This is a genomic window from Neisseria sp. P0021.S007 (assembly GCF_051956855.1).
The window spans coordinates 1-528 of record NZ_JBQCXA010001127.1; the positions used below are offsets into that span (position 1 = coordinate 1).

At 56.1% G+C, this 528-nt stretch carries 1 pseudogene; it reads left to right on the forward strand.

The annotated features are described in order from the left end of the window. Positions 1-528: pseudogene (locus ACTHUR_RS17875) on the forward strand (ligand-gated channel); the annotation flags it as partial.

Below are 528 nucleotides of genomic sequence, written 5' to 3' on the forward strand. Positions count from 1 at the left end.
GGCAGCATCGGCCTGTCTTGGGTTGGGGATAAAGGTTTCCTCGGCGTAGCGTATAGCGACCGTCGCGACCGCTACGGCCTGCCTGCCCACAGCCATCTCTACGACGACTGCCACGCCGACATCATCTGGCAGAAGAGCCTGATTAACAAACGCTATTTGCAGCTTTATCCGCACCTGTTGACTGAAGAAGACATCGATTACGACAATCCGGGCTTGAGCTGCGGCTTCCACGACGACGATAATGCACACGCGCACGCCCACAGCGGCAAACCGTGGATAGACCTGCGCAACAAACGTTACGAAATCCGCGCCGAATGGAAGCAGCCGCTCCCCGGCTTCGAAGCCCTGCGCGTGCATCTGAACCGCAACGACTACCACCACGATGAAAAAACGGGCGATGCGGTGGAAAACTTCTTTAAAAACAAAACGCAAAATGCCCGCATCGAATTGCGCCACCTGCCCATAGGTCGTCTGAAAGGCAGTTGGGGCGTGCAATATTTGGGACAAAAATCCAGCGCGCTTTCTGCC